This is a genomic window from Serratia sp. CY52157, from assembly GCF_052168495.1.
GTDB lineage: Bacteria > Pseudomonadota > Gammaproteobacteria > Enterobacterales > Enterobacteriaceae > Serratia > Serratia ureilytica.
On record NZ_JBJNMO010000003.1, the window covers coordinates 285,572 to 305,705 of the forward strand.

The 20,134-nt window shown below is 63.8% G+C and carries 18 protein-coding genes; 8 read left to right on the top strand and 10 right to left on the bottom strand.

Going from position 1 to position 20,134, the window contains the following annotated elements:
• From ACJ8IP_RS15195 to ACJ8IP_RS15210, 4 genes are read left to right on the top strand one after another with little or no spacing between them, the layout of a single operon-like run.
• Complete coding sequence (locus ACJ8IP_RS15195) at window positions 1–738, top strand: TonB N-terminal domain-containing protein (protein ID WP_089192536.1); 738 nt, start codon at window positions 1–3, stop codon at window positions 736–738.
• A 39-nt stretch (window positions 739–777) separates the two neighbouring features.
• Window positions 778–3,021 carry a TonB-dependent receptor family protein gene (locus tag ACJ8IP_RS15200; protein ID WP_033651386.1) on the top strand — a complete coding sequence of 748 codons (2,244 nt, stop codon included), beginning with the start codon at window positions 778–780 and terminating at the stop codon, window positions 3,019–3,021.
• A 46-nt stretch (window positions 3,022–3,067) separates the two neighbouring features.
• Window positions 3,068–3,718: a MotA/TolQ/ExbB proton channel family protein gene (locus tag ACJ8IP_RS15205; protein ID WP_016929215.1), complete on the top strand. Its 651-nt coding sequence runs from the start codon at window positions 3,068–3,070 to the stop codon at window positions 3,716–3,718.
• Window positions 3,711–4,961: a phospholipase D-like domain-containing protein gene (locus ACJ8IP_RS15210; RefSeq protein ID WP_197752251.1), complete on the top strand. Its 1,251-nt coding sequence runs from the start codon at window positions 3,711–3,713 to the stop codon at window positions 4,959–4,961. The genes ACJ8IP_RS15205 and ACJ8IP_RS15210 overlap by 8 nt, the downstream gene beginning before the upstream one ends.
• A gap of 34 nt (window positions 4,962–4,995) precedes the next feature.
• Here the strand turns inward: ACJ8IP_RS15210 and ACJ8IP_RS15215 are convergent, their stop codons facing one another.
• The 4 genes from ACJ8IP_RS15215 to ACJ8IP_RS15230 all read right to left on the bottom strand — a co-directional run bounded on the left by ACJ8IP_RS15215 (window position 4,996) and on the right by ACJ8IP_RS15230 (window position 10,469).
• Window positions 4,996–6,105, bottom strand: a complete 1,110-nt coding sequence (locus ACJ8IP_RS15215; RefSeq protein WP_164106857.1) for a DmpA family aminopeptidase — start codon at window positions 6,103–6,105, stop codon at window positions 4,996–4,998.
• Window positions 6,106–6,107: 2 nt separating this feature from the next.
• A complete protein-coding gene (locus ACJ8IP_RS15220) occupies window positions 6,108–7,484 on the bottom strand; it encodes an APC family permease (RefSeq protein WP_442524445.1) in 1,377 nt (458 codons plus the stop codon).
• 125 nt (window positions 7,485–7,609) lie between these two features.
• The gene (locus tag ACJ8IP_RS15225) at window positions 7,610–9,118 is read right to left on the bottom strand and encodes a CoA-acylating methylmalonate-semialdehyde dehydrogenase (protein WP_042783620.1); all 1,509 of its coding nucleotides are present in this window, start codon (window positions 9,116–9,118) and stop codon (window positions 7,610–7,612) included.
• 10 nt (window positions 9,119–9,128) lie between these two features.
• On the bottom strand, window positions 9,129–10,469 hold the full coding sequence (locus ACJ8IP_RS15230; protein ID WP_033641748.1) for an aspartate aminotransferase family protein: 1,341 nt from the start codon (window positions 10,467–10,469) through the stop codon (window positions 9,129–9,131).
• A 135-nt stretch (window positions 10,470–10,604) separates the two neighbouring features.
• Between ACJ8IP_RS15230 and ACJ8IP_RS15235 the strand changes: the two genes are divergently transcribed.
• Window positions 10,605–11,534: a LysR family transcriptional regulator gene (locus tag ACJ8IP_RS15235; RefSeq protein ID WP_033651382.1), complete on the top strand. Its 930-nt coding sequence runs from the start codon at window positions 10,605–10,607 to the stop codon at window positions 11,532–11,534.
• Between the two features lie 135 nt (window positions 11,535–11,669).
• Here the strand turns inward: ACJ8IP_RS15235 and ACJ8IP_RS15240 are convergent, their stop codons facing one another.
• On the bottom strand, window positions 11,670–12,797 hold the full coding sequence (locus ACJ8IP_RS15240; RefSeq protein ID WP_164106858.1) for an iron-containing alcohol dehydrogenase: 1,128 nt from the start codon (window positions 12,795–12,797) through the stop codon (window positions 11,670–11,672).
• Window positions 12,798–13,026: 229 nt separating this feature from the next.
• Between ACJ8IP_RS15240 and ACJ8IP_RS15245 the strand changes: the two genes are divergently transcribed.
• The 3 genes from ACJ8IP_RS15245 (at window position 13,027) to ACJ8IP_RS15255 (ending at window position 15,572) form a co-directional block, all read left to right on the top strand.
• Window positions 13,027–13,785: a helix-turn-helix transcriptional regulator gene (locus ACJ8IP_RS15245; RefSeq protein ID WP_147838156.1), complete on the top strand. Its 759-nt coding sequence runs from the start codon at window positions 13,027–13,029 to the stop codon at window positions 13,783–13,785.
• Window positions 13,786–13,886: 101 nt separating this feature from the next.
• On the top strand, window positions 13,887–15,188 hold the full coding sequence (locus ACJ8IP_RS15250) for an NAD(P)/FAD-dependent oxidoreductase (protein ID WP_033651379.1): 1,302 nt from the start codon (window positions 13,887–13,889) through the stop codon (window positions 15,186–15,188).
• 18 nt (window positions 15,189–15,206) lie between these two features.
• Window positions 15,207–15,572: a cupin domain-containing protein gene (locus tag ACJ8IP_RS15255; protein WP_015376517.1), complete on the top strand. Its 366-nt coding sequence runs from the start codon at window positions 15,207–15,209 to the stop codon at window positions 15,570–15,572.
• Between the two features lie 46 nt (window positions 15,573–15,618).
• Here the strand turns inward: ACJ8IP_RS15255 and ACJ8IP_RS15260 are convergent, their stop codons facing one another.
• The 5 genes from ACJ8IP_RS15260 to ACJ8IP_RS15280 all read right to left on the bottom strand — a co-directional run bounded on the left by ACJ8IP_RS15260 (window position 15,619) and on the right by ACJ8IP_RS15280 (window position 20,132).
• Window positions 15,619–16,425 (bottom strand): alpha/beta hydrolase, encoded by an 807-nt coding sequence (locus ACJ8IP_RS15260; protein WP_164057711.1) that lies wholly within the window; start codon window positions 16,423–16,425, stop codon window positions 15,619–15,621.
• A 96-nt stretch (window positions 16,426–16,521) separates the two neighbouring features.
• Window positions 16,522–17,634: a class II histone deacetylase gene (locus ACJ8IP_RS15265; protein WP_442524446.1), complete on the bottom strand. Its 1,113-nt coding sequence runs from the start codon at window positions 17,632–17,634 to the stop codon at window positions 16,522–16,524.
• On the bottom strand, window positions 17,631–18,818 hold the full coding sequence (locus tag ACJ8IP_RS15270; protein WP_164106859.1) for an MFS transporter: 1,188 nt from the start codon (window positions 18,816–18,818) through the stop codon (window positions 17,631–17,633). The genes ACJ8IP_RS15265 and ACJ8IP_RS15270 overlap by 4 nt, the downstream gene beginning before the upstream one ends.
• A gap of 140 nt (window positions 18,819–18,958) precedes the next feature.
• Window positions 18,959–19,606, bottom strand: a complete 648-nt coding sequence (locus ACJ8IP_RS15275) for a helix-turn-helix transcriptional regulator (RefSeq protein ID WP_033651375.1) — start codon at window positions 19,604–19,606, stop codon at window positions 18,959–18,961.
• Window positions 19,607–19,967: 361 nt separating this feature from the next.
• Window positions 19,968–20,132: a hypothetical protein gene (locus ACJ8IP_RS15280; protein WP_164106860.1), complete on the bottom strand. Its 165-nt coding sequence runs from the start codon at window positions 20,130–20,132 to the stop codon at window positions 19,968–19,970.
• Between the last annotated feature and the right edge of the window lie 2 nt (window positions 20,133–20,134).

Sequence of the window (20,134 nt, forward strand, 5' to 3'; positions counted from 1 at the left end):
ATGTATCTGCTCTATCGCTCACGTCATCTTTTCAGCTGGTTGCCGGCGCTGATTGTCGCCGGCTGCCTGTTGTTCGCCAGCCAGCAGGCGGCGCTGAAGATCCAGCCGCGCTACGACGAAACCGCCATCGAACTGGCGCTGGTGGAGCCTGAACCGGCGCCTGAACCTCAACCGCAAACGCCGCCGGACCCCCAGCCCGAACCGCCGCCCGAGCCGGAGCCGATCCCCGAACCGGTGGTGCCGGCGCCGGAACCGATCGTGGAAGCCAAGCCGGTGCCGAAACCGAAGCCCAAACCCAAGCCGGTGAAAGAGAAAGCCAAACCGGTGGAAAAGCCTAAACCGACGCCGGCGCCCGCCGCGCCGCGCGCGCTGGTCAGTAAACCGGCGGCGCAACCCGCACCGGCCGCCCCGGCGGCGCCGAAGGTGAATGCGCAGGCGATTGAAAACGGCTATCTGCTGGCCTTGCGCCGCGAACTGGAACAGCGCAAGCGCTACCCGACCGGCCGTCAGGCCTCCCTCGAGCGCCCGCAGGGCAACGTCGAGGTGTGGCTGGAGGTCGATCGCAGCGGGCGGGTGGTCTCTTCCGGCATCGCCAACAAAGCCGCCAGCATGCTGCTGAATCGCGCGGCGATGAGCAGCCTGCAAAGCATCAGTTCAGTAAAGCCATTCCCGAGCGACGCGTTCGCCGGGCAAACAACCAAAAGATTTACCGCGACGTTCAATTATCAGGCGCCTTAGCGCAAGGGTTAATCGTTTGATTTTTAAGGGATGCACACCATGAAATCGTTCAATCGTTCTGGGATCTATCTGGCGGTGATGTCGGCGATGCTGCCGGGCGCCGCGTTGGCGGCCGACGGCACCGACGTCGGCACCATCAGCGTCAAGGGGCAGTCGCTCGGCGGCGGCATGATGGTGCAGGACGACAGCGCCAAAGCGCGCTCCACCGTCACCAAAGAGGCGATGGATAAAATGCCGTCGGCGGCCAACGCCATCGACAAGCTGAAGTTCACGCCGGGCCTCAACGTCAACAGCAATGACGCCAGCGGCCTGAGCGGCGTGGACTACACCATGCGCGGCATGAACTCGGATCAGATCGGCCTGTCGATGGACGGCATCCCGATCAACGACTCCGGCAACTACGCGGTATACCCGAACCTGCTGGGCGATGCGGAGAACCTGGAAGAGGTGTTCGTCACCCAGGGCTCTTCCGAAGCGGACGGCCCGCATATCGGCTCCAGCGGCGGCAACATCGGCCTGGTAACGCGCCGCCCGGCGAAAGACTTCGGCGGTTTCGTCAAGCAAACGCTGGGCAGCAACAGCCTGAGCAAAACCTTCGCCCGGCTGGACACCGGCGAGTACAACGGCTTCAGCAACTGGCTCTCCTATTCGCACACCGAGGCGAAGAAGTGGCGCGGCGAGGGGCGGCTGTACTCCGACAAGTTCGAGATGAACTCGCTGTACGAAGACGGCAACGGCAACAGCAGCAATCTGGTGATGAAGTACAACCGCCAGAACAACACCAACTACAACACCCTGAGCAAGGCGCAGTTCCAAAACGACGGCCGCGACACCGACTATGCCACCACGCCGGAGTACAACAGCCGCGGACAGTTGAACAAGTATTACAAGCTCGAGCGCAACCCGTTCGAGAACTTCACGCTGTCGTTCACCCAGAAGCTGCAGCTGCGCGACAACCTGTCGCTGACCCTGCAACCGTATTACTACTGGGGCAACGGCGGCAGCTTCAACGGTCAAACCGCGTCGGTATTGTCCAGCACGTCGGACAGGGCAGGGCAGTACGATCTCAGCAACCTGAAATCCAACACCTACTACCGCCCGTCGTGGACGCAGACCTGGCGGCCGGGCATCACCACCAAGCTGAAGTGGGACATCAACGATCAGCACAGTCTGGATATCGGTTACTGGTATGAGCGCGCGCGCCAGCTGCAGACCCAGCCGTTCATCAGCATCAAGGGCGACGGCAACCCGTCGCAGATTTGGGGGCCGCCGGGCGGTTCCGATCAGGTGAAGGACGCCAACGGCAACACCGTTCAGGGGCGCAACCAGTATACCATCACCCCGGCGCAGAAGGTGTGGCTGCAGGATACCTGGTTCGCCACGCCGGACTGGACCTTCGTCGGCGGCCTGGCCTATCAGTACGTGGAACGTAAAGGGGACAATCGCGGCAGCCTGTACAACGCGCCGGAGAAACGCAAAGCCACCTATCATGAATTCCTGCCGAACTTCAGCGCCAGCTATAAGGTGAATCAGGAAAACCAGGTGTTCTACAACCTGACGCGTAACATGCGCACGCCGCCGAACTATGTGCTGTACAACGTCGGCGATTCGCTCAGCACCAAGCCGGAGCTGAGCTGGAACCACGAGCTGGGCTGGCGCTTCCAACAGGAAGACATGCTGCTGAGCGCCACGCTGTTCTACATGCGCTACAGCGACCGCCAGATCTCCACCACCAACGCGGCCGGCGACTACGAGATGATGAACATCGGCAACGTGGAGAACAAAGGGCTGGAGCTGGAGTGGAGCGGCCAACTGCCGCATAACTTCAATTACTACACGTCCTATACCTATACCCAATCGAAGCAGAAGAGCGACATCGTCAGCAACGGCGGGTTGCCGCTGCCGACCTCCGGCAAAGAGGTGCCGAACGTGCCGAAAAACCTGCTGAACATGACGCTGGGTTATGACGACGGCCTGTACTACGGCAGCGTCAGCGGCAAGTACGTCAGCGCATTCTATGGCGATCTGACCAACGACGAGAAGATCGGCGGGCGCACGGTGTTCGATCTGGCGGCGGGGGTGCATCTGCCGGTGGACAAGAAAATCGTCAAAAGCGCCGCGCTGCGTTTTGGCATCAGCAACCTGTTTGACAAGGAATACCTGACCTCGGTGCGCACCACCACCTTCAACGCGGCGCCCTACGGCGGCGTGAAGGCCAGCACCCCGTATTACAACGTCGGCGAAGAACGCACCTTCAGCGTCTCGCTGGAAGCCACCTTTTAACTGAATGCCCCGCCGTCTGCCCGGCGGCGGGGAAGAGGAACCCTGTATGGACGCCAATCTGTTGCACGACATTATTTTCTACGTGATGTACGCCGCGCTGGCGATCGCGCTGGTGATCATCATCGAACGCACGCTGTACTTCGCCTACACCCAGCGTCAGGCGCGCCGGCTGGAGCAGGCGCTGACGCCGGAGGTACGCCGAGCGGCCGATCTGCCCGACGCGCTGACGCAGCGCAACAGCCTGCCGATGGCGGTGATCGCGCCGGTGCTGGCGCAGAAACACCGCGCCGGCGACCGTGAGGCGATCGGCGATCTGATCGACGCCCAGTACCTGCTGAGCAAGCCGCCGATGGCGCGCGGCCTGTGGCTGCTGGAAACCGTGGTCACCGCCGCGCCGTTGCTGGGGCTACTGGGCACGGTGATGGGGATCATCGAAACCTTCAAGGCGCTGGCCGCCTCGGGGGTGTCCGAGCCGAGTCTGGTGTCGGCCGGCATGGGCACCGCGCTGTACGCCACCGGGCTGGGCATCGCCATCGCGCTGCTGTGCCTGGTGGCCAACAATTTCCTGCAGAGCCGCATGGAGCGCATCAACGAACTGCTGAAGGTGCTGCTGATCCGCGCCGGTCAACCGGCCAGCCGTCCGGAGAGCGGCAGCGGCGAACAATGGGTTGACAGCGGAGCGCCGCGCTATGCCTAATGGCCATCCAGCACGGCGGCCGAGAGGCCGCCTTTATACGGCATTGTGGAGCGGTTGTTTGTTGATGTTGAGCCAGAGCGCTGCGGCGCGTTTTGCTATTCCCGGTTACGAGCTGGTGTACACCGCGCCGGTGGAAACCGCGCTGCAGGCCGACGACCTGCGCAACACCGCCGAGGTATGGCGCGAGATGTTCGACGCGGCGAAAACCCGCATCGATCTGGGGCAGTTCTACGTGGCGAATCAGGACGGTTCGCTGCTGGACGGCGTGCTGCAGCACCTGAAGGCTGCCGGTGAGCGCGGGGTGAAAATCCGCTTTTTGCTGGAAGAGAAGGGCATTCGCCTCTCCACCGCCGAGACGCTGGAACGGCTGAAGGCGATCCCCAATCTGGAGCTGCGCATCATCCCATACCAGAAGCTGAGCGGCGGCATTCTGCATGCCAAGTATCTGCTGGTGGACGGCGAGCAGGCGTTCGTCGGCAGCCAGAACTTTGACTGGCGCGCGCTGGAACACATTCACGAAACCGGGCTGCGCATCAGCGACGCCAGGGTGGTAGGGCAGATCCAGGCGATCTTCGAACAGGACTGGCGGGCGCAGGCGCTGCTGGCGCAGGATAAGCCGGTGCCGACGCTGCCCGATTCGCCGCCGACGGCGCCCCCGCAGGGCAACTATCTGGTGGCCAGCCCGCGCGCCTACAACCCGGCGGGCGTGCTCGATTCGCAGGCCGAGCTGCCGCGTCTGCTGGCTGACGCCAAGCGGCGGGTGCGGGTGCAGGTAATGGATTACGCGCCGCTGTCGTTTGGCCCGGAGCGCAGTCGCCCCTTCTATGCGGTCATCGACAACGCGCTGCGCGGCGCGGCGGCGCGCGGCGTGCAGATCGAGTTGATGGTAGCCAACTGGAACACCAAAAAGCCGGATATCGCCTGGCTGAAGAGCCTGGCGCTGGTGCCGAACGTGCAGATCAAGGTGGTGACCATTCCGCCGGCCAGCAGCGGCTTCATCCCGTTTGCCCGGGTGATCCACAGCAAGCTGATGACCATCGACGATGAGATTGCCTGGGTGGGCACCAGCAACTGGACCGGCGGCTATCTGGACAACTCGCGCAATCTGGAGCTGGTGCTGCACAGCACGGCGATGAGCGGGCGGTTGGACAGGCTGTACCAACAGCTGTGGGACAGCGTCTACGCCGAGCCGTTGAAGCTGGATTACGATTACCCGACGCCCAAACCGGGCGGCGAATCCTGATAATCAGGGCGCATTAACCCGCGCCCCGCGTTGTTTACCGCCGCCAGCCGGCCTTCTCCAGCGCCGTCACCAGCTGTTCGGCGCTCAACCCTTCCGCCCGATGGCCGTTGCCGCTGACGGTATTGGCCGCCAGCAGCGCATTGACGATCGCCTCTTCCACCGCTTCCGCCGCCGCGGCGAACAGCGCCGAAATGTAGTCGTTGTTCACCATGCGCAGCGGCGTGGTGAAATCGCCTTTATTGGCGTAGTCAGCGGGCGGCAGGCCGTCGTTGCCGGTGGCGAAGGCGATAAAGATATCGCCGCTCGAATCCTCGGTGCCGCCGCCGGTGCGGGCGATGCCGATGCTGGCGCGCTGCGCCAGCCGCGCGCACTGGTGCGGCAGCAGCGGCGCGTCGGTCGCCAGCGCCACCACGATGGAGCCCATGCCGGGATGCGGCAACTGCGGCGTGAACGGCGAGGGGATATGCCCCAGGTGGCGGCCCACCGGGTAACCGCCGACCAGCAGCGACTCGCGTTTGCCGTGGTTGGCCTGCACGATGGCGCCCACCGTCCAGCCGCCTTGATCGGCGGGCAAGCGGCGCGATGCGGTGCCGCTGCCGCCCTTGAATTCATGACAGATCATGCCGCTGCCGCCGCCGACCGCGCCTTCCTGCGGCAAGCCGCCTCGGGCCGCCTGCTGCGCCTGGCGTACGTGCTCGGCCTTGACGTGAAAGCCGTTGATGTCGTTGAGCAGGCCATCGAAGGTTTCCATCACCACCGGCATATTCCAGTACACCGCGTTGTCGCTCGCGGGCAGCGTTTCACGCTCCAGCGCGATCAGCGCATCGCGCACTACCCCCACGCTGTGGGTGTTGGTGAAGGCGATCGGGCTGGTCAACAGGCCCGCTTCTCGCACCCATTCCAGGCCGGTGGCGTCGCCGTTGCCGTTCAGCACGTGCACGCCGGCGAAGCAGGGCGCGTGGCGAGCGGAGCCGGGGCGCGGTTCGATCACCGTCACGCCGGTGCGCACGCTGCGCCCGTCCGCCAAATCGGCATGAAGGCTGGCATGGCCGACGCGCACGCCGGGCACGTCGGTGATGGCGTTCAGCGGGCCGGGCATGCCCTGGCCGATGGTGATGCCCAGATCCTGAGCGCGCTGCGTCATGGTTATTCTCCTTCTATTGAGGGGGTGGCGAGGGGCACCGTCTGGCGGCCGCGCAAGTGGTTCAGCGCCAGCCCGAAGCCGATGATGCCGGCAATGATAATAAAGTCTTTCAGGCTGCTGGCGATCAAAATCGTCCACAGCACGTACAGGCAGCACAGCAGCGCCGCCGCCACCGGCAGCGGCCACAGCGGCATCAGGTACGGGTGATGGAAGTGGCGTCGACGGCGGCTGATCAGCGCCGCCACCGCCATGATGATGTACACCAGCAGCAGCAGGATCACGGTGAATGAGGTCAGCGATTCGAGGTCGGAGCAAAACGCCAGCAGCGCCGAGGGAACGCCGAACAGCAGGGTGGCGATCCAGGGGGTGCCGAAGCGCGGGTGGATGATTTTCAGCGCGCGGTTGAACGTCGGCAGCCAGAAGCCGTCGCGCCCGCTGGCGAACATCATGCGGCTGAACTGCGCCACGATGGCGATGATGGCGTTGAATACCGACAGGTAGATCGCGCCGCTCACCACCCGCGCCAGCGTCGGGCCGCCGAGCTGGGTGACCACATAACCGACCGGATCGGCCTGTTTGGCCATCTCCGCCAGCGACGGCGAGCCGATCAGCAGGGCGGTGAACGGCACCAGTTCCACCAGCACCACGATGACCAGCGTCAGCATGATCGCGACCGCCATCGGTTTGCCCTGCTCGCGCATATCTTCCGCCATGTACACCGCCGCGCCGTAGCCGTTGTAGGAGAACAGCGCGACCCCGACCATGGCGACGATCAGCGGCAGCGAAACCGGCGCCAGGCTGCCCTGCGCGTCCAGCATCACCGGCGCGGTGAGGATCTCCGCGCTTTGATGCGGATGGCTGAAACCGAGCCAGGCGATCAGCGCCAGCACCGCCACTTCCACCACCAGAAAGGCGCCGGTCAGCAGGGCGTTGGCCTTGATGTTGAAAATGGCGCAGGCGCCGCCGATCAGCACGGTGATCATGCCGGCGGTGGAGGCGTCGAATGAGGTGCCCAACGCGGTATTCAGATAGGGCACGGCGCCGGTGGCCAGCACCGCCGGCACGAACAGCGCGGCGCTGAGAATAAACAGATAGGTCTGCAACCCGCACAGGGTGCCGAACAGGCGTTTGATGATGCTGTATTCGCCGCCGGCGCTGGGGTGCGCGGCGCCGAGCTCGGCATAGCACAGCGCGATGGTGGCGGCGACGCAGGCGGCGATCAGAAACGACAGAAAGGCGCCGCTGCCGGCGCTGGCGATCGCCAGCGGCGCGATGACGAAGATCGAGCTGGCCGGCGTCACGCCGGAAGCGGTAATCATCACCACGTCGAGGACGCTGAGATTGCCTTTGAAAGTGTGTTCAGGGGCGGACTCTTTCATGGTTAACGACTCCATTAACGTGTGAGTGAGTAATTGTTTTGCTGCACAGGCTGTACGCAGAAATCAAATGGAGCGCGCTAAATGCCGGGGAGCGTTGCTCCCCGGAAGTTTATTGTTCTTATGTGTTACCCCTGCCCCGACGGGAAGCTGAAGCTGGCGCGGCGGGCGTCGCCGGAGGCCGGCCAGCGCTGGGTAATGGTCTTGCGTTTGGTGTAGAACCTGACCGCGTCCGGGCCGTAGGCGTGCAGATCGCCGAACAGCGAGCGCTTCCAGCCGCCGAACGAGTGGTAGGCCACCGGTACCGGCAGCGCCACGTTGATCCCCACCATGCCGACCTGAATGCGGCTGGAGAAGTGGCGCGCCGCTTCACCGTCACGGGTAAACAGACAGGTGCCGTTGCCGTATTCGTGGGCGTCGATCAAGGCCATCGCCTCCTGCAGCGACGCCGCGCGCACCACGCCGAGCACCGGGCCGAAGATCTCCTCCTGATAGATGCGCATGCCGGGCGTCACGCGGTCGAACAGCGTCGGGCCGAGGAAATACCCCTGGCTGGGGCGGCCGTCGGCGTCCGTCACGCGCAGTTCGCGGCCGTCCACCAGCAGCTCGGCGCCTTCGGCCACGCCCTGATCGATGTAGCCTTTCACCTTCTGATAATGCTGTTGAGTCACCAGCGGCCCCATGTCGTTGCGGTTGTCGCTGCCGGGGCCGACGCGCATGGCGGCCATCTGTTGCCGCAGCCCGGCGATCAGCGCGTCGGCGGTGCCGTCGCCCACCGCCACCACCAGCGGGATGGCCATGCAGCGCTGGCCGCAGGAGCCGAACGCCGCGCCCATCAGCGCGCCGACCGCGCCGGGGATATCGGCGTCCGGCAGCACCACCGCGTGGTTTTTGGCGCCGCCCAGCGCCTGCACCCGTTTGTTTTGGCCGCAGCCGGTGTGATAGATGTGTTCCGCGACCGGCGTCGAACCGACGAAGCTTATCGCCTTCACGCGTCCGTCATGCAGCAGCGTCTCTACCGCTTCGCGATCGCCGTTGACCACGTTGAGCACCCCCGGCGGCAGCCCGGCCTCCGCCGCCAGCCGCGCGATATACAGCGCGGCGGAAGGGACGCGCTCGGAAGGTTTCAGCACGAAAGTATTGCCGCAGGCGACCGCCATCGGCCACATCCACAGCGGCACCATCGCCGGGAAGTTGAACGGGGTGATGCCCGCCACCACCCCGAGCGGTTGAAACTCGCTCCAGCTGTCGATGCCCGGGCCCGCCTCTTTGCTGTGTTCGCCTTTCAGCAGTTCCGGCACATAGCCGGCGTATTCGATATTCTCGATGCCGCGCTGCAGTTCGCCCAGGGCGTCGCTGAGCACTTTGCCGTGCTCGGCGGTGATCAATTGACAGATGGCATCGGCGTGCTGCTCCAGCAGATCCTTGAGCTTCATCATGATGCGCGCGCGCTTCAGCGGCGGCGTGTCGCGCCAGGCGGGATAAGCCTGCTCGGCGGCGGCGATGGCGCGCTCCACCGTGGCGCGATCGGCCAGCAGCACCTCCTGCGCCGATTGGCCGGTGGCCGGGTCGTAAACCGGCTGGCTGCGTTCGCCGCCGGCGGCGGGTTCGCCGTTGATCCAATGGGTAATGGTCATGGTTCGCTCCTTATTCGGTGGCGTTGAGGGCATCGCCGACGGCGTTGATCAGCGCATCGATCTGCGCTTCGCTGCTGATGAACGGCGGCGCCAGTTGCAGGGTGTCGCCGCCGTAGCGCACGTAAAACCCGCTTTCCCAGCAGCGCATCGCCGCTTCGAAGGGCCGCCGCGCCGGTTCGCCGGGCCGCGCCGCCAGCGTGATGCCGGCCGCCAGGCCGATATTGCGAATGTCGGCGACGTGTTTGGCCCCCTGCAGGCTGTGCACCGCGCGCTCGAAGTAGGGCGCCAGCGCCTGTACGCGCTCCACCATTTGTTCGCGCTGCAGGATGTCCAGCGTCGCCAGCGCCACCGCGCAGCTGACCGGATGGGCGGAGTAGGTGTAACCGTGCGGGAATTCGAGCTGGTAGTCCGGCTCGCCGCCGTTCATGAAGGTTTGGTAGATCTCCGGCCGCACCACCACGGCGCCCATCGGCTGCGCGCCGTTGGTCACCTGTTTGGCGATGTTCATGATGTCCGGCGTGACGCCGAACGCCTCGGCGCCGGTCATCGCGCCGCAGCGGCCGAAGGCGGTGATCACTTCGTCGAAGATCAGCAGAATGTCATGCTGGGTACAGATCTCGCGCAGGCGCTGAAGATAGCCGACCGGCGGCACGATCACCCCGGCGGAGCCGGAGAACGGTTCGACGATCACCGCGGCGATCGTCGAGGCGTCGCGCAGCGCGATGATGCGGTTGAGCTCTTCCGCCAGCTCCGCCCCCTGTTGCGGCATGCCGCGCGAAAAAGCGTTGCCGGCCAGCAGGGTGTGCGGCAGATGGTCCGCCTCGGCGCCGGCGCCGAACGCCTTGCGGTTGCCGGCGATGCCGCCGACCGAGATGCCGCCGAAGTTAACGCCGTGATAGCCCTTTTCCCGGCCGATAAAGCAGGTTTTGCCCGCCTGGCCTTTGGCGCGCCAGTAAGCGCGCGCCATTTTCAGCGAGGTGTCCGCCGCTTCCGAGCCGGAGCCGGTGAAGAACACGTAATCCAGCCCCGCCGGCGTCAGCGCCTTGATTTTGTTGGCCAGCTCGAACGACAGCGGGTGGCCGAACTGAAACGCCGGCGAGTAATCCAGCGTCGCCAACTGGCGCTGGGCGGCGTCGGTGATTTCCTGCCGGCCGTGCCCCAATCCGCAGCACCACAATCCGGACAGGCCGTCGAAAATCTTTCTGCCGTCGTGGCTGGTGTAATACGCCCCTGCGGCCTGAGTAATGATGCGCGGCTGCGCTTTAAAATTGCGGTTGCCGGTAAAAGGCATCCAATGGGCTTCTAACCCTTCGGCATCGAGACGATTAAGCGAATAATTTTCAGCGGCCATGTTTTCCTCCGGGCAGGAAAATAAGAGCGATTAATTAAATAAAATGAGTTGTTAACGAATTGTTGTGCGAAATTGACTATGTACCGCTTGTTCTCTACTGTGAATAATCATATGTCGAAACTTACTTAAGGTTTTATGCAAGTAAAAAAGCGCGCGTTGCTGGGACAATTGTCGGATATGGATCTGCGTTTGCTGCGGGTATTCAAGGCCGTGGTCGACTGCGGCGGCATGAGCGCCGCCGAACTGGAGCTGAATATCAGCCTGTCGACTATCAGCAAGCACATCAAGGATCTGGAGCAGCGGCTGGGCCTGACGCTGTGCCAGCGCGGGCGCGAGGGCTTTGCGGTCACCGACGAGGGGCTGATTATCTACCAGGAAACCGTCAACCTGCTGGCGGCCACCGAGGCGTTCCGGCGCGGGGTGGATGAGGTGCACCAGCGCATGGGCGGGCAGCTGCACGTGGCGATATTCGACCATACGGTCAGCAATCCGCAGGCGCAGATCGGCCGGGCCATCGCGTTATTCAGCGAGCGCGCGCCGGAGGTTTCTTTGCAAATGTACGTGGAGCCGATTAATACCATTGAACGTGGCGTTATTGACGGGCAATTTCAGGTTGGTGTTATTCCCATGCACCGCAGTGCGGAAAGTTTATCTTATCATTCGTTATTCAGTGAGAGGATGTTCTTATATTGCGGCGCGCAGCATGAATTATTTTCCGCCCGCCATGAAACATTAAATTGGGATCTGCTGCACAATTATGCTTTCGCCGGATTGGGCTACCATTCGCCGAATATGGAACTGAGCCTGCAGCAACATTTGCATCGCAAGGCGACGGGGTTCGCGCAAGAGTCGATCGCCACGCTGATCCTGTCCGGCAAATACGTCGGCTTTTTGCCGGATCACTACGCGGCGTTTTTTGTGGCGCAGAACCTGATGCGGGCGATCAAACCGGCGCTGTTCCGCTATCACTGCGAGTACTCCAGCGTGCTGCGCCGCTCGCCGGTGCCGCAACGGGTGGTGAAGCTGTTCCATGAGTGCCTGCTGGCGGCCCACGGAACAGCGTGACGCTTACTGCTCTTTCTTCTTGCCGAAGATTCTGATCAGCGCGCCGACCAGGATGCCGACCGCGATGCCGGCGAAGATCCAGCCGATGATGCCCATTTCCTTAACTCCTGCTAGTGCGTTGATCTGATTATATAATCATTCGACGCGAAACGCCTCTTTGATCATCCGTTGCCGCTGCGCCGGCGCATAGTCGATCCAGGAATTCTTGCTGTTGGATTTCTCCAGCGCCACCGCCAGCTCCTGGCCGGAAATCGGCAAATCGTCCTGCCAGAACGGCGCGATGGCGTGGCGGGTGATGAAATCGGTCAGGTAGCTCTCCGGGCTGCCCTGCCAGTGCGGGTACAGTCTGGCGGCCAGCTCGGCCATCAGCGCGCGCTGCTGCGGCTGTTCGCTGGTTTCCAACAGGGCGAGGAACGGCAGCAGCAGGCGACCGCACACCTGCCCGTGGTGGTAGTCGCGCAGCGCGCCGATCTCGCCGGCGATGCCGTGAATGACCCCCAGCCCGGCGGCGCTCAGCGTCAGCCCGCCGAGGTAGGAAGCCTGCATAATGGCTTCGCGCGCCGCGTCGCTGCGGTTAAGCGCCGGCCAGGCGGCGAGGAAGTGGCGGATGCCGCTCAGCGACATATCGCGCGTCATGGCGCCGGCGGTTTTCGACAGATAGGCCTCGAACAGGTGGGTGAAGGCGTCGATGGCGCAGTAGGCCAGCACCTTGTCCGGGGCGCCCGTCAGCAGCTGCGGGTCGAGAATGGCGGTGTGCGGCACGAAGTTGTTATGACGCAGCGAGGCTTTCACCTTGCTGACCTGGGTATCGGTGATCACCGCGTTCTGGGTCACCTCGCTGCCGGTGCCGGCGGTGGTGGGAATGGCTATCAGCGGCAGGGTGGCGCCGCTGATTTTGCTGTCGCCCACCTTTTCCATATAGCGCAGCGTTGGCAGCGGGTGCTCAACCAGCGCGGAGAACGCTTTGGCGGCGTCCAGCACGCTGCCGCCGCCGATGGCCACCACGCGCCGCGCCTGGCCGCGCCAGCGCGCCACCCAGGCGTCGATTTCCTGCGGCGACGCCTCGTGGCTGACGATTTCGGTGCCGATGAGCAGCGGCGCCAGCGCTTCGCGCAGGCCGGCGTACACCGGGCCGTTGAGAAAAGAGCGGCAGCTGAATAGCAGCGTCGGCTGCGGGTCGGCAAGCAGCAGCGGCGGCAGCTGCTGGATGCTGCCGCGGCCGAACCAGGTCTGGCGGTTGGCGATGATGTGGCTGACGGACATGAGGTCTCCTTGACGGCGTTGCAGGTCGCGATGCCACAGCATAAGCCAGCGGGCGCGGAGCGGCCACCGCTTTCCCCGCCGCGGCAACCTGTGAGTTGTTTAACATGTAAACGATCGCGCTCTTGCATTTCGGCGCTGCGGATGCTTTTTTTAACAGTACCGGCCGTCGTGCGGCCAACCCCATCCGAAATCGGTAGATTGTTAATGTATTAATAATGGCGAGGCGGGTATGGAAATTCAGGTTGAACGCTTGTCTGCGGTGATCGATGCGGTGGCCAGCCCACGCTTTTATCCCAGCCTGTTGAACTGGCTGGAAGGGTTTTTCGCCTTCGACAACGCCATCGTCTATGCCTTCGAACGCGGCCGGCCGCCGCGCTGCCTGATTAAAACCGAGCGCGAAAACAGCGACGCGGTCAATCAGCTCTACCAGCAGGGCGCCTACCTGCAGGATCCGTTTTACCGCGCGCTGAACGACGGCGGCGAAGGCGAGGTGCTCACGCTGCGCCAGCTGGCGCCCTGCGGGTTTTATCACAGCGACTATTACCGTAATTTTTATCGCAAGACCGGCTGGCACGACGAGGCCGGCGTGCTGCTGCAACTGACGCCGGAGCGCGGGCTGGGCGTCTTTTTCGGTTCGGCGCGCCGCACGGTGGCGGTGCGCTACCCGCAGCGGGCGGATCTGCGCAGCGCGCTGACGCTGGTGAAAAGCGTGGCGCGGCTGCACGGCGAAGTGGTGGTGGCGCCGGCCGAGGCCGCGACGGTGAACGATGACGGCGCCCAGGCGCGCTATCTGCTGACGCCGCGCGAGCGTGAGATTGTCGATCTGATCCTCGCCGGCTGCGGTTCGCAGCAGATTGCCGACCGGCTGTTCATCAGCCTCGGCACGGTAAAAAACCACCGCAAAAACATCTACGGCAAGCTGAACATTGGTTCGCAAGCCGAACTGTTCAGCCTGCTGCTGGCCGCCCCGCAGCGACGCAGCGCGTGAATGTTAATTTTTTGTAGCGAATGTCCCTAAGGGGACATAGCGGACGATCCCACTGCTCCCGATAATCCGATGTCATGGCATAGGCAATCGGGAGTGCGGCAGTGAACAACGAAATCGAGTCCTTAACCTACTACGCGGCGACCAAAAAATACGATCTGCGCTTCCCGACGCTGGAAGAGGATCTGGACGTTGACGTGGTGATCATCGGCGGCGGCTTCTCCGGCATCAACACCGCGCTGGAGCTGGCGGAGAAGGGCATCACCAACATCGCCATTCTCGAGGGCCGCTATCTGGGCTACGGCGGCACCGGGCGCAACGGCGGCCAGGTGATGGCCGGCATCGGCCACGATCTGGAGAAGATCAAACGCCACGTCGGCCCGTCCGGGCTGGAAACCATCTTCAAGATCAGCAACCTCGGCGCCGGCATTATCCGCGAGCGCATCAAGAAATATGACATCGACGCCGACTTCTGCTTCGGTTACGGCTACCTCGGCAGCAATGCGCGCCAGGAGAAGACCCTGCGCGGCTGGCTGAAGGAGTTCAGGGCGGTGGCGCCGCAGGAGGAAATTGAGCTCTACACCGGGGCAGAAGTGAAGCAGGTGGTGGGCTCCGACGCCTACACCTGCGCGCTGAAACACATGGGCGGCGGCCACGTGCATTCGCTTAACCTGTTGCTGGGCGAGGCCAAGGCTCTGAGCGGCTACGGGGTGAAAATCTTCGAGAACAGCAGCGTGCTCAACGTCGAGTATGGCCCGCGCATCACGGTGCGCACCGCCATGGGCTCGGTGCGCGCCAACAAGATGCTGTGGGCCTGCAACGGCTTTCTCAACGGCATGGAGCCGCAGATCTACCGCAAGACCATCAATACCTACGCCTTCCAGCTGGCCACCGAGCCGCTGTCTGACGATCTGATCCGTCAGATCAGCCCGATCCGCGGCGCCTACAGCGACATCCGCCCGGTGATCGACTATTACCGGGTGACCAACGAGAACCGGCTGCTGTTCGGCAGCGCCACCCGCCTGATCGAATACTTCCCGTCGGATCTCAAGGCCTGGAACCGCAACCTGATGCTGAAGGTGTTCCCGTACCTGAAAGACGTGAAGATCGATCTGGCCTGGGGCGGCCCGCTGTGCTGTAGCGCCAACCTGTTCCCGCAGATAGGCACGCTGCCGGATCGCGACAACGTGTTTTACGTGCAGGGCTACTCCGGCTTCGGCGTGACGCCGAGCCACATCGTGTGCAAGGTGCTGGCGGAGGGCATGAGCGAAGGATCCGATCGCTACGATCTGATGAGCTCGATCCCGCACGTCAACATTTTCGGCAAGGACAAGCTGCGGCGGGTGATGACCACCGCCGGCAAGGTTTGGCACCAGACATCCGGCTACTGGAAAGGCCGCCGTTAACCCTCAGAGGAGAATGACATGAAACCGTTACTGCTTAAACAACCGCTGCCGGAACTGCTGGAGATCGGCAGCGTCAGCAACCTGGGCGCCACGGTGATCGCCGGCACGCCGAACGTCGGCGTGGCCAGCATCTTCGGCGAACCGACCGACAACCTGAACTGCGGCGTGTTCAGCTGCACCCGCGGCAGCTTCGTGATGGAGTACCCGTTCGCAGAGCACGCCACGGTGTGGGAAGGCAGCGCCACCCTGACCAACGAACGCACCGGCGAATCGGTGCAGTATCAGGCCGGCGATTCCTGGTTCGTCGAGAAGGGCACCCCGGTGCGCTGGGACATCACCTCGGATCGCTTCGTCAAGCACTACCTCGCCATCGTCGAAGGCTGACGCCGTCATGCCCCCCTCAGCAGGCTGCATGCCGAGGGGGAGCGCCTTAGCCTAACGCCCGCGCAATAAAATCGGTCACCCGCGTGAGGATCTGATCCTTATTGGTTTCGTTAAAGCTCTCGTGCCGCCCGCCCGCATTGATCATCCGTTCGAAATCGTCGCCCTGCAGACGATCGAGCGCGGTTTGCGTTTCGCTCAGCAGCACCAGCCGATCGTCGTCGCCGTGGATCCACAGCGTGGGCAGCGCGCCGAAGCCCGGCCCGGCGTTGATGGCGGCGAGGATCCGCTGCATGGCGCGCAGGGTGGGGCGCTTGAACGGCCCGTGCCACACCAGCGGATCTTCCTGATAGGCCGCGCCAACCGCCGGATCGCGCGCCAGGGTGGCGGTATCCAGCGGCGCGTCGGGGATCGTCGGCAGTTCGGCCAGATCGGAAATCGCCGTTCTGTCGCCGAGCAGCGGGCCGGACAGCACCAAGGCGCGCACTTCCTCGCCGTAGCGCTGCACGTAGCGGGTGGCGATCATGCCGCCCATCGAGTGGCCGATCACCACCAGCGGCAAGGCGGGGTATTGCTGCCGGAAATGGCTGACCACGCGCTGCACGTCGTCGACCACGGCGTCATAATCTTCGATCAGCACGCGTTCGCCCTGCGACAGGCCGTGGCCGAGGTGGTCGGGGCCGAACACCCGCGCCCCCTGCGCCTGCAGCGTACGCGCCACGTATTGATAGCGGCCGAGGTGCTCGCCGTAGCCGTGCACCAGCAGCGCCAGATAGCGCGGCTTGTCGTTGCCCCAGTCGTGCACGGCGATGTCGCCGTGACGGCCTTTGATAAAGCTGACGGTTTGTTCGGACATGTTATTGTTCTCATGGTGGGTAGGGTTGCCCTTCAGCGTAGCGGCTGGCGGCGAGGTTGTCAGGGGCGCCGGGTGCGGCGCCCGCAGAGAGGGGGATTACAGGCCGAACTGGCGCGCCAACGCGTCGAGCGCTTCGCGCTGGAAGCGGTTGAACGCGTCGCGCGGCTGCTGTTGCTGGATGAACGCCAGCAGCGGATCCTGCACTTCCGTGCGCACGCCGCTCAGCTGTTCCATCACCGCCAGCCCGCAGAACGGCACGTAGGATTCGGCGTAGCCGCCTTCATGCACCATCACCAGTTTGCCGCCGCACAGCCGATCGGCGGCCTCCTGCACCAGCGCGGTCATGGCGCGGAAGCTGTCGCTGTGCAGCTGCATGCGCGCCAGCGGATCGAGCGCGTTGGCGTCGTAACCGCAGGCGACGATGATCATTTCCGGCTCGAATTTTTCCAGCGCCGGGATGATGATGCGCCGCATGGCGTGCAGGTAGCCGTCGTCGCCGGCGCCGGCCAGCATCGGCACGTTGACGTTGCAGCCCGCCCCGGCGCCTTCACCGCGATCCTGTTCGCCGAAATAGCCCGCCGGGAAGCAGCCGTCCTGATGCAGCGACAGCGTCAGCACGTCGCCGCGCCGCCAATAGATGTGCTGGGTGCCGTTGCCGTGGTGCACGTCCCAGTCGAGCACCGCCACTTTTCCGAGGCCGTAACGGGCCTTGGCGCGCTCGATGGCGATCGGGATATTGGCCAGGAAGCAGAAGCCCATCGATTGATCCGGCAGGCAGTGGTGGCCCGGCGGGCGCGACAGCGCATAGGCATTATCCAGCTCTCCCTGCAGCACCGCCTCCACCGCCGCACAGGCCAGCCCGGCGGAGAGTTTGGCGATTTCATAGCTGCCCGGCCCCAGCGGCGCCTCTTCCCCCAGCAGGCCGCCGCCGCTGTCGCTCACCTGTTTGAAGCGCTGCAGATAGTGGGCGGGGTGGATGCGCAGCAGGTCTTCTTCCGTCGCTGGTTCGGCGCTCAGCAGGGTGAGCTGGCGTGACAGGCCGGACACGTCCATCAGGTTCTTCATGCGCCGTTTGGTTTCCGGCGATTCGGCATGGCCGGCGCTCGAGGGCGGTTGCACCCAGCCGCCGACCGGCAGGGTGGTGGCGTGCAGGCCGGTGCTGTGCCAGAAACAGCGTTCATCAAACAAGAAACCGGTTGTTCTTTTCACCTTTCTCCTCCTGTTATACGGCGCGGTGCGCGCGGTGCAGCCAGCGAAATCAACAGCAGCGACAGCAGCGCGCAGCCCAGCGCGCCGAACAGCAAGGCGTTGAAACCGCCGGAAGATTCGATCAGATAGCCGGCCAGCGTCGGGCCGATGGCCATGCCGCCGCCGATCACCAGGTTGATGCCGTTCATCAGCTTGCCGTCGTTATCCAACCCGGCGACCCGCGCCAGAATGAACGGCAGCACGAAGGTCCAGGTGAATTTGAACAGCAGGGCCGCTAGGGCGAAGCGCAGCAGCAAGGGTTGACCCGCCAGCAGCGCCACGCTGGCCAGCAGCAGGGCGTAACCGAGCGCGATCGGGTGCCCGCCGCCGAAGCGCGCGCCGATCAACGCTGCGGCGCCGGCGCCGATGATGCCGAGCAAGGTGGCGACGGCCAGCACCTGGCCGCTGTGGGCCGGCGACAGCCCGGCGCCGGCGGCGATGCCGCCGATAAAGGTCCAGACCGCGCTCAGGCTGATGTAAAAGGTCAGCACCGCCAGCACGGCGCACAGCTTGCGCGTCGGCGAGGCGGCGGGGCCGCTGCGGGCGCTGCGCGCGGCGGTGAAACCGTTGGGAAACGCCGGGATGAGCGGCAGGCAGCACAGCATGATGGCGGCCAAAATCAGGTAGACCGCCATCAGGCCGAAGTGCGCGAACAGCGGCGGCAGCGCCAGCAGCCCCACCGCGCCCAGCACCAGCTGGCCGAGCACCCAGAAGGCATAGACGCGGCTGGGATTGGCGGTGCCGGCGGCGCAGGTGATGCACAGGATCATCAGGGTGCCGCCCGCCAGCGAGGCGATAAAGCGCAGCGGCAGCAGCAGGGTGAAATCCTGCACCAGCGCCGAAGCCAGGTTGCCGGCGATAAACACCAGCGCCGACAGCGCAGCGACCCGCCGCCAGTTGATGCGCCCGATCCACCACCACGCCGGCAGCGTGGCCAGGCTCATGGCGCCGAGTTCGGTGGAGAACAGGCGGCCGATCTGCGCCGGGCCGAGCTGCCACTGCGCGGCGAGCTGGGCGGCCACGGCGGGGGCGGTCATCAGAATGCCCGGCGCGATGGCGGCGAAGACGATAATGGCGGTCAGCAGCCGCGGCGGGCAGGGGAGCGCCGCGCCGGCGGCGGGCGCGGAAACCGAATCACTGGACATAAACCTTATTCCCCAAGCGTTGAGTGACGATGAAATATCCCGCCCGGCCCGATTGCGGGCAGGGGGGAGCCGCGCCATAAATGGCGAATACGTTTTGGCGTTATTTTCCGGCCGTCGGCAGCGGCGGCCGTTATTGGGCGTTAACCGTGGGCGAGAAAGCCGCCGGCGACCAGTTCGGTGCGGTTCACCACGTCGGTTTTGGCGAAAATGTTGCGCATATGGGTTTTCACCGTGGACAGAGAAATGCCCAGCTTTAGGGCGATGCGCTTATTGCTGGCGCCTTCGCGCACCAGGTTGACGATCTCTTGTTCCTTGGCGGTCAGCAGCTGCGCCTCGCTGTCGGGCAGCAGATCGCGCGTCGCCAGCTCAATCAGCGGCAGCACCGCGCGCAGGCGGCCGCGCTCCAATTCGGTAAACGGCGTATCGCGGATCAACGACACCCCGGCGACGATGCGTTTGCGTTGGCGAATGAAAATTTCCGTCATGTCGCGCATGTCGTTCGGCAGCATAAAGTCGTGGTAATAGCGGCGGTTGTCGGCGATCGCCGCCGGACTCATGCCGACCATGGTGATGTCTTGCCGATGGAAGTTGGCCGGCTGCAGCGGGTCTATTTGCTGGAAGTGGTTCAGGTATTGCTGATGCGTTTTATCGGGCATGCCGTGCAGGATGTAGTGATCCGGCCGCAGGTCGCGATCGACCAGATAAAACACCCCGGCGGACACCGGGATCAGGTGCGTGATGGTCGCCAAACAACTGTTGATAAAGGCATCGGATGCTGTGCTGTGCATGATTCGTGTTCCTCCCTTTATCGTTCAATCTGGAGAATGTTGGCGGTCAATATATGAACGATACAAGCATAGTTGTAGCAATTTGGCAACACAATAAAAACATATTAACAACGTGAGGCCTATTGCAATAAAACACAGAAATAACAAGATGACACTGCAATGGTCAGGGGTTTTCAGGTCGGATTTTCTGCGGTTTTCATTAATAGGTTAATGAAATAATTCACCGCTTTTCCCGCTGAATTTACAGCGCTTTTCACTGCTTGCCTGGACGAAGCCCTCGCCGCCCTGCGCGTGCTACAACCGGCGCGACCGTCGCCGCCCCTCGTTCTTAAGAACGATAGCCAGGCTTTTCCACCGCTTCCTACACTGCGAATTGAAGATAGCGCCAGGCGGCGCCAAACGTATAAGACGAAAAAATGATGACCTTGCTTGGGCTGAGCCGATCCGCTTCATGCTGAGCGAGCGCGCCGCCGTGAGCGCGGCCGCAGGTTGAAACCGTCTCGTCCTTAAGGACGATAGTCAGCATTT